Consider the following 7843-nt stretch of genomic DNA (forward strand, 5'->3'; position numbering starts at 1 on the left):
GGGGGCGGAATTTGCTTGGGACGAGCCTGCCGCGAAGCGGCGGCAGCGTCACGACAAATTCCGCCCCCATCTTCACCCAACCGACTCCCCGGCAGCCAACGCCCTTCCCGCCAGACCAGAGCCGGGACGGGGGGACCGGGGGGCCCGTGGCCCCCCGGCCGCCGGAGGCATCTTCTCTTTTCTTTTCTTTTCTTTCTTCTCTACTCGTGCTCGACGACGTCTTTTTGCGTCTCGTAGATTTCCTTGAGAATGGTCGGCACGTTGTAGGTGATCTTCCAGGTGGGGTAGTGCTGCTCGAATTTCTTGAGCCCGCTGATCCACCAGATATGGTCGCCGATGCGGTTGTCGTCCTGGTACTCGTAGTTGAGCTTTTTGCCGGAGATCTGTTCGCAAAGGGCGATGGCTTCGATCATGGAGCAGTTGGAGTAGGGGCCGCCGCCCATGTTGTAGACCTCGCCGACGCGGGGCTTTTCGAAGTAGTGCCACAGGCTGTTGACCAGGTCGTGGGCGTGGATATTGTCGCGGACCTGTTTGCCCTTGTAGCCGTAGATGAAGTACTTCTTGCCGCTGATGCAGCAGCGCATGAGGTAGGACAGGAAGCCATGGAGCCGGGTGCCGGAGTGGGCCGGACCGGTCAGGCAGCCGCCGCGGAAAACGCCGGTGTGCAGGCCGAAATAGCGGCCGTATTCCTGCACCAGCACGTCGGCCGCCACCTTGGACGCGCCGAACAGGCTGTGCTTGGTGTGGTCGATGGACATGGTCTCGTCGATGCCGTCCTTGTAGGGGTGGGACGGGTCGATTTCGAAGCGTGTCTCTTTCTCGATCAGCGGCAGGTAGTTGGGCGTATCGCCGTAGACCTTGTTGGTGGAGGTGAAGATGAAGACCGACTCGGGGCAGTTCTTGCGGTAGTTCTCCAGCATCGTCAGGGTGCCGTTGGCATTGACGGTGAAGTCCATGAAGGGGTCGGAGGCGGCCCAGTCGTGGGAGGGCTGGGCGGCGCAGTGGATGACGGCTTTGACGTCCTTGCCGTAGCGGCCGAAAATCTTGGCAATGGCCTCGTTGTCGCGGATGTCGGCGTCGTAGTGGGTGTAGTTCTTGTAGGTGTCTTCCAGGCGCTTGCGGTTCCAGGAAGTGTCGGCGTCCTCGCCGAAAAAGGTCTTGCGCAGGTTGTTGTCGATGCCGACGATGTCAAAGCCCTTTTCGCTGAAGAATCTGACGGTTTCCGAACCGATCAGGCCGGCCGAGCCGGTAACGATGGCGACTGCCACAGGAGTTCTCCTTTTGACGGATTGGGTGCGCGTCCCGGGGACGGCTTACGCGGTTCCGGCCTGGCGTGGTCTTCTGGCCAGAAACATCACGCCCACGAGAAAACGCAGGAAATACATGCCGAAGGCCTTGCCCGGATGGGAAAGAAGCCGTCGGTAGCGGCCTTGTTCAACAAAAACGCCAAAAAACCGATAGCCCAGGCCGTACTGGCGACGGACATCGGGGTCCCGACCGGTCCATTTGGCGATATAGGCCTCGGCGCTGCCTGTGTAATACGTCTTTTTCTTGAGGTAGCGCACGAGGTCGAAAGCGGCTTCGTTGTGGAAAAGAAGGGGCGTGTCCTGGCCGCTTTTTTCCTCGAAGCGGATGAGGGCCTCGAGAAAGTCTTGTCGCGGCAGGCCGGCGACATAGGCGTCCACCGCGTCGAAATCGTAGCGCGACAGGAGGCCTATGGTGCCGATACGTTTGAGCTTCTTGTCCAGGTCCCAGTCCTCGGGGCCGGTCAGGGAGGTGTCGAAGCCGCCCACGGCGGCGAATGCGTCCTTGGTGATGAAGCGGGCGCCGTCGATGACGGTGCCGTCGTAGAAGCTGCGCTCGAAGCGGCGCACGGACGGAAAGTAGTCCGCGCCGAGCACGATTTCCGGAATATGCAATGCGACATGCTGGCCGGCGGCCATTTTCTCCACGCAGCGGCGCACCACGGTGCGCGACAGGATCATGTCGGCGTCGAGAAACATGACGTAGCGCCCGCTGGCCACCGTGAGCATGCCGTGGTTGCGCTGGGCCGAGCGTTCCGGGCCCATCTCGCACACGATGTCGGCATGGCGGCCGGCGATGGCCTTGGTGTCGTCGGTGCTGGCGTTATCGACGACAATGAACTCCAGGTCTTCCCGAGGGTAGTCCTGGGCGGCCACGGACGCCAGACAGGCGTCGATGTTGGCGGCTTCGTTTCTGGTGGTGACCACCACCGATACGCGGTCCAAGGTTAGCGCCCCCTGCCTGCGGCACGGCTGGCGTATGGACGTTGTTTCGCGGCGGCGCGAGGTTTTCGGGTCATGACGGCGACAAGGATGTGGCGGGCTCGCCTTATTTACAGCCGCAATCCTTGTTGCGGCTTTTGTTGAGCAGATGCCCCATGAGCTTGCCGGCGGCCCGAAACAGGAACTTCACGTCATCCACATCGCGGATGCTCATGATCTTGCGTGCGATAAACGCCGGCGTCAAAGCGGCTTTATACAACTCATCCTTGAATTGCAACACGTCGTCATTCGATATCGGACTTTTCCAGACAGAGGCCCGCATATCGTATTCATCCCAGTTCTCCGTGGTCAACCAGCCGTTTTCCTTGGCTTCCGTGAAAAGCGGCGTGCCCGGGTAGGGGACCACGATGGTGGCCTGGAGCGTATTGAGCAGGCCACGGGAAAAAAGCGACTTGGCGAAGTCGATGGTGCGCCGGGCGTCCTCGCGCGTTTCCCAGGGATAGCCGACCATGGTGGTGATGTGGGGCTCGAGGCCGGCCTTCTTGGCCATGGCCACGGTCTGTTCGATCTGCTCGACCTTGATGCCCTTGCACAGGCGGTTGAGCGTATTCTGGGACATGGATTCGAGGCCGATGAGGATGAAGCGGAAATTGGCTTTTTTGAGCAGGTTCCACTGGTCCTGGGTCAGTTCGCCCACCCGCATGTTGCAGCCCATGACGACTTTCTTGTGGAGCCCCTTGTCGATCAGGCGCTTGCAGAATTCCTCGAGCCAGGCCCCGCGCGGGAAACAGCCCGAGTCGTCGAAGATTTCGCGCACGCCGCGTTCGGTCACGAGCCGTTCGATCTCGGCCACGTGGCGTTCGGGAGAGACCGTGCGATAGGTCGCGCCAGGGAAAAGCGTGGTCCAGGAGCAGAAGGTGCAGCGACCCCACCAGCAGTCCCGGCCGGCCATGACATAGGTGCCGGGCGTGTACTTGAAGTTGCCGTTTTTATAGGCGTAGCGCTGCCATTTGGTCAGGTCGCGGTCGATGTAGGGCAGCTCGTCGAGGTTGTGGGTCAGGCTCCCCAGGCCGCCGTCGACGATCTCGCCCCCCTCGCGCCGCCACACGCCGGCCGGCATGGGCACGTCCTTGCCGTCGAGGTGGTCGGCCAGATCGGCCAGGATGAAGTCGAAGTCCCCGCCGGCGATGACGTAATCCACGGAACTGTTTTCCATGGTTTCCCGGGGCAGGGCCGTGACGTGGTCGCCCATGAGCACCACGGCCGCCCTGGGCAGCCGTGCCTTGACGTCGGCCACGATCTTCCAGTGCCTGGTCACGACCGGGGTCTTGGTCTCCATGGCGACGAGATCCGGGGCCTTTTTGACCAGATCGGCCAGGAAGGCGTCGTAGGTCATCTCGTCGGCGATGCCGTCGTCGAAGGTGACGCTGTGGCCGCGCGCGGCGCACAGGCTGGCGGCGTAGGCGGGCACCATGGGATAGATGTAGGTCGGGTTGGTGAACCACTGGAACTGGCGGTTTTGGGAAAGGAGCGGGGTCCCCTTGTCCGAGGCGAGCGGCGGATAGGCCACGGAAATTTTCATGTTACCTGCCGAGACTGCTGATCAGTTTTTTCTTGGTGAGGCCGTAAAGGAAGCGCAGGCCGTACCAGACGTGGGTCAGCGCCACGAAGGGCATGGCGGCAAGCGCGACGGCCGGGGACTCGAAACGCAGGAGATCGGCCAGGATCGAAAGCAAAAAGACGGCATAGGCGACAAACCCCAGGCCGATGAGTCCCCCGGCGCAGGGGAGCACGGAGACGCCGCCGGCGGCCACGAAAAGGCCGTGCAGGATCGCGGCCACGAGGAAAAGCACCCACAGCGACGGCAGGAAATAGCGCACCCGGCGGGAGGTCTCGGGATGCACGCGCACGAAATGCCCCCGGTGCAGGCCGTAGTTGCCGACCTGGCGCAGGTGCTTTTTCAGTCCCGGCCGACGGTGGTGCCAGACGAAAAGTTCGGGCAGGTAGCGGATCGTGCCGCCCTTTTTGTGCACCAGGTCCAGGCAGAACTTGGTGTCCTCGCCGGGCCAGCAGGCCGTGTCGAAGCCGCCGACGGCAAAAAAGGCGTCGCGGGAGACCACGAGGTTGACCGTGGGCCAGTCGTCCACCAGCCGGCTGGGCGGGGTGGGGCGGTAGCGTTCGGGAAAGCCGGTCAGGCGGCTTAAAAACACCGCGCCCGAGGCCCGGGCCCAGAAGGGATCGTCGGGCGGGGTCACGGCCGGGCCGCCCACGGCGGCAAGTCCCGGGTCGTTCTCGAAGGCCACCCTGGCCACGGTCAGCCAGGCCGGGTCGGGATAGGCGTCGTCGTCGATGAAGGCGAGGTAGGCCCCAAGCGCCTGGAGCGCGCCCCGGTCGCGCTTGACGGCCGGGGAAACCGGGCCGGTGGCCACGGCGCGCACGCGCGGGTCGTCCGTGTAGGCGGCGACGTCCATGGGCGCGTCGGGCAGCAGGATGACCTCGAAATCTTTTTCGATCAGCCCCAGCAGGTGCGGCAGGCTTTCGACGAGGTAGGGGCCGGGCGCCTTGAAGGGGATGATGATGGAAAAAAGAGGCGCGTCGGGAATTGCGGTGGGGGTCACTGCTGCTCGTCCCAGTTTCCGGCGCGGCAGCGCACGATGTAAAGCGGCCTGTTGACGACCTCGGTGTGGATGTGGCCGATGTAAAGCGACATCATGCCGAGCGCGCAAAGGACCACGCCGATGAGCAGGGTGTTAAAGACGGTGAAAAAGGCGATGGGCGTGATGTTGGCCCCGATAAACCAGTTGGCCAGGACCATGAGCACGAGCAGCGGGAGGGTCACGGCCATGATGCCGAGGCCAAGGTAGCCGGTCAGCCGCAGCGGCACCAGGGAAAAGGAGGTGAAGCTGTTTATGGCCAGATTGAAGAGCTTCTTGACGGAATAGGCCGGCTCGCCCTGGCTTCTGGCCGGGGCGCAAAAGGAGATGTAGGTCTTTTTGTAGCCCATCCAGTCGATGATGCCCCGAAACATGCGCGAGCCTTCGGTGAACTTGGCGAGCGTACGCACGACTTTCTTGTCCAGCAGGCGGAAGTCGGTGGAATTGGGGGGCAGGTCGAGGTCGGTGAACCGGCGCATGAACCAGTAAAAGCCCTTGGAGCCGATTTTTTTCACCAGGGTGTAGTCGGCGACCTTCTCGCGGATGGTGGCCACGATGTCGTAGCCTTCCTCCCACTTGGCGATAAGCTCGGGGATGACCTCGGGCGGGTGCTGGAGATCGGCGTCGAGGCAGATGACGGCGTCGGCGTTTATGGAGGCCTCGACTCCGGCGGTCAGCGCCATCTCCTTGCCGAAGTTGCGGGAGAACATGAGTCCCTTGAAGCGGGGATCGGCATCGGCCAGGGATTCGATCACGGCCCAGGAGCCGTCGCGGCTGCCGTCGTCGACAAACAGGCAGTCCCAGTCGTAGGGCAGGCCGTCCATGACCGCGACCACGCTGTCGCGCAGCGCGCAAAGGCCTTTGCCCTCGTTGTAGACGGGGACCACAAGGGAAATTTTGCCGCCGCGCCCGGGGGCGCGGCGGCTGGCGTCGTCATGCGTCATTGAGCGAACCGTACCCGGCTACTGTTTGCGCAGGAGGGCGTCAAAGTATTCGATGGTTTTTTTGAGACCCTCGGTCAGCGGCACCTTGGGCTCCCAGCCGAGCTTGGCCTTGGCCAGGGTGATGTCCGGACGGCGCTGCTTGGGGTCGTCCGTGGGCAGGGGCCGGTAGTCGATGGTCGATTTGGAGCCGGTGTATTCGATGACCATCTTGGCCAGTTCCAGAATGGTGAATTCGCCGGGGTTGCCGGTGTTGACCGGGCCGGTGAAGTCGTCGGGCGTGTCCATCAGGCGCAGGAAGGCCTCGATGAGGTCGTCGACGTAGCAGAACGAACGGGTCTGCTGGCCCTGGCCGTAAACGGTCAACGGCTCGCCGCGAAGCGCCTGGATGATGAAGTTGGAGACCACCCGGCCGTCGTTGGGGTGCATGCGCGGCCCATAGGTGTTGAAGATGCGGGCGACTTTGATGCGCAGGTTGTGCTGGCGGTGGTAGTCGAAGAACAGGGTCTCGGCGCAGCGCTTGCCTTCGTCGTAGCAGGACCGGAAGCCGATGGTGTTGACGTTGCCCCAGTAGGATTCGGGCTGCGGGTGGACGGAGGGGTCGCCGTAGACCTCGGAGGTCGAGGCCTGCATGATCTTGGCCCGAAGCCGCTTGGCCAGGCCCAGCATGTTGATGGCCCCATGCACGCTCGTCTTGGTGGTCTGGACCGGGTCGTGCTGGTAGTGGATGGGCGAGGCCGGGCAGGCCAGATTGAATATCTCGTCGACTTCCACGTACAGAGGGAAGGTGATGTCGTGGCGCATGAGCTCGAAATGAGGATTATCGAGCAGGTGTTTGACGTTTTGCTTGGCTCCGGTGAAGTAATTGTCCAGGCAGATGACGTCGCAACCCTCGTTAATCAGACGTTCGCACAGATGCGAACCAAGGAATCCGGCGCCGCCGGTGACGAGAACGCGTTTTTTCAGGTGCATGGCTTAGGCCTTGAAATACGGTTGTGGTAGAAGGTTATGCGAAGCAAGGCGACCTAGTAAACCCGTTTTTTCCGAATGTAAACTCATTGCCAGGCAAGCGACGCCCACTCCCCGTTGATGCGGGTGTCGGGCTCGGGCAGGCCCGTGGCCCGGTAGGCGGCGGCCACGGCCGGAGCCTGCTCCACCAGGATGCCGGACAGGATGAGCACGCCGCCCGGAGCCACGTGGCCGGCCAGGCGAGGGGCCATGGCGATAAGCGGCGCGGCCAGGATGTTGGCGGCCACGACGTCGAAGGCGGCCTTCGGCGAAACCGCTCCCACCCCGCCGACGGCCAGGGCCATGGCGTCGCCCACGGCGTTTAAGCGCAGGTTTTCCGCCGCGCACCATACGGCCTGGGGATCGATGTCCAGGCCGAAGCCGGCAAGGCCCAGCTTGGTAAGCCCGATGCCGAGGATGCCCGAGCCCGTGCCGAGGTCGAGAAACCGTTTTCCGGCGGCGATGCGGCCGGTGGCGGCGCAGGCGGCGAACGCTTCCAGGCAAAGGGCCGTGGTCGGGTGGTGCCCGGTGCCGAAGGCCATCTTGGGCTCGATGAGGATGGGCGCGCGGCCTTCGGTATCGGTGTCGGCCAGCCAGGGCGGCAGGATCTCGTAAATGCCGCCCACGGCGATGGGCGTGAAAAATTCCTTCCAGGCCGCGCCCCAGTCCTCTTCCTCGATGGTTTCCAGGGCAACGGGAAGCTCCGGCCAGTCCTCGGCCACGGCGGCGGCGAAATCCCGGGCCGGCGGTCCGTCTTCCAGATGCACCCGGAAACGCACGGCCGCGCCGTCGTCGCTTGGCGTTTCCTCCCAGCCCTGGGCCACGCGCCCGGCCAGCCAGGCCTCCACCCGCTCGGCCAGATCGCCCACATCAGGAACCGTGATGTCCACTCGCAATAACGTCCGCACAGGTACTCCTCATATGTTCAGACAAGGAGAGGCGCCGCCTCTCCTTGACCTTTCCGGCAGGGGAGGCGCTGCCTCCCCTGCACCCC

At 63.4% G+C, this 7843-nt stretch carries 7 protein-coding genes; all 7 read right to left on the minus strand.

The features are described from left to right. Positions 1 to 200 precede the first annotated feature (200 nt). The 7 genes from ACMZ6R_RS19540 to ACMZ6R_RS19570 all read right to left on the minus strand — a co-directional run bounded on the left by ACMZ6R_RS19540 (position 201) and on the right by ACMZ6R_RS19570 (position 7757). Positions 201 to 1268 (minus strand): NAD-dependent epimerase/dehydratase family protein, encoded by a 1068-nt coding sequence (locus ACMZ6R_RS19540; RefSeq protein ID WP_416114626.1) that lies wholly within the window; start codon positions 1266 to 1268, stop codon positions 201 to 203. A 45-nt stretch (positions 1269 to 1313) separates the two neighbouring features. Continuing rightward, positions 1314 to 2249, minus strand: coding sequence for a glycosyltransferase (locus ACMZ6R_RS19545; protein WP_416114627.1), 936 nt, complete (start codon positions 2247 to 2249; stop codon positions 1314 to 1316). A 103-nt stretch (positions 2250 to 2352) separates the two neighbouring features. Continuing rightward, the gene (locus ACMZ6R_RS19550) at positions 2353 to 3828 is read right to left on the minus strand and encodes a B12-binding domain-containing radical SAM protein (protein WP_416114628.1); all 1476 of its coding nucleotides are present in this window, start codon (positions 3826 to 3828) and stop codon (positions 2353 to 2355) included. 1 nt (position 3829) lies between these two features. Further along, a complete protein-coding gene (locus ACMZ6R_RS19555) occupies positions 3830 to 4864 on the minus strand; it encodes a glycosyltransferase family 2 protein (RefSeq protein ID WP_416114629.1) in 1035 nt (344 codons plus the stop codon). Next, entirely contained in the window at positions 4861 to 5844 is a 984-nt protein-coding gene (locus ACMZ6R_RS19560) for a glycosyltransferase family 2 protein (protein WP_416114630.1), read from the minus strand. The genes ACMZ6R_RS19555 and ACMZ6R_RS19560 overlap by 4 nt, the downstream gene beginning before the upstream one ends. Before the next feature lie 18 nt (positions 5845 to 5862). Beyond that, positions 5863 to 6813, minus strand: a complete 951-nt coding sequence (locus ACMZ6R_RS19565; protein ID WP_416114631.1) for a UDP-glucuronic acid decarboxylase family protein — start codon at positions 6811 to 6813, stop codon at positions 5863 to 5865. A gap of 83 nt (positions 6814 to 6896) precedes the next feature. Beyond that, positions 6897 to 7757 (minus strand): 50S ribosomal protein L11 methyltransferase, encoded by an 861-nt coding sequence (locus ACMZ6R_RS19570; RefSeq protein WP_416114632.1) that lies wholly within the window; start codon positions 7755 to 7757, stop codon positions 6897 to 6899. Positions 7758 to 7843: the final 86 nt, after the last annotated feature.

Source organism: Solidesulfovibrio sp. C21, assembly GCF_047785625.1.
Taxonomy (GTDB): domain Bacteria; phylum Desulfobacterota; class Desulfovibrionia; order Desulfovibrionales; family Desulfovibrionaceae; genus Solidesulfovibrio.

What these genes read in the sequence shown, in the direction of transcription:
- ACMZ6R_RS19560 (WP_416114630.1), bottom strand. Translation starts at nt 5,844, where the DNA reads ATGACGCATGACGACGCCAGCCGCCGCGCCCCCGGGCGCGGCGGCAAA.
- ACMZ6R_RS19550 (WP_416114628.1), bottom strand. Translation starts at nt 3,828, where the DNA reads ATGAAAATTTCCGTGGCCTATCCGCCGCTCGCCTCGGACAAGGGGACC.
- ACMZ6R_RS19565 (WP_416114631.1), bottom strand. Translation starts at nt 6,813, where the DNA reads ATGCACCTGAAAAAACGCGTTCTCGTCACCGGCGGCGCCGGATTCCTT.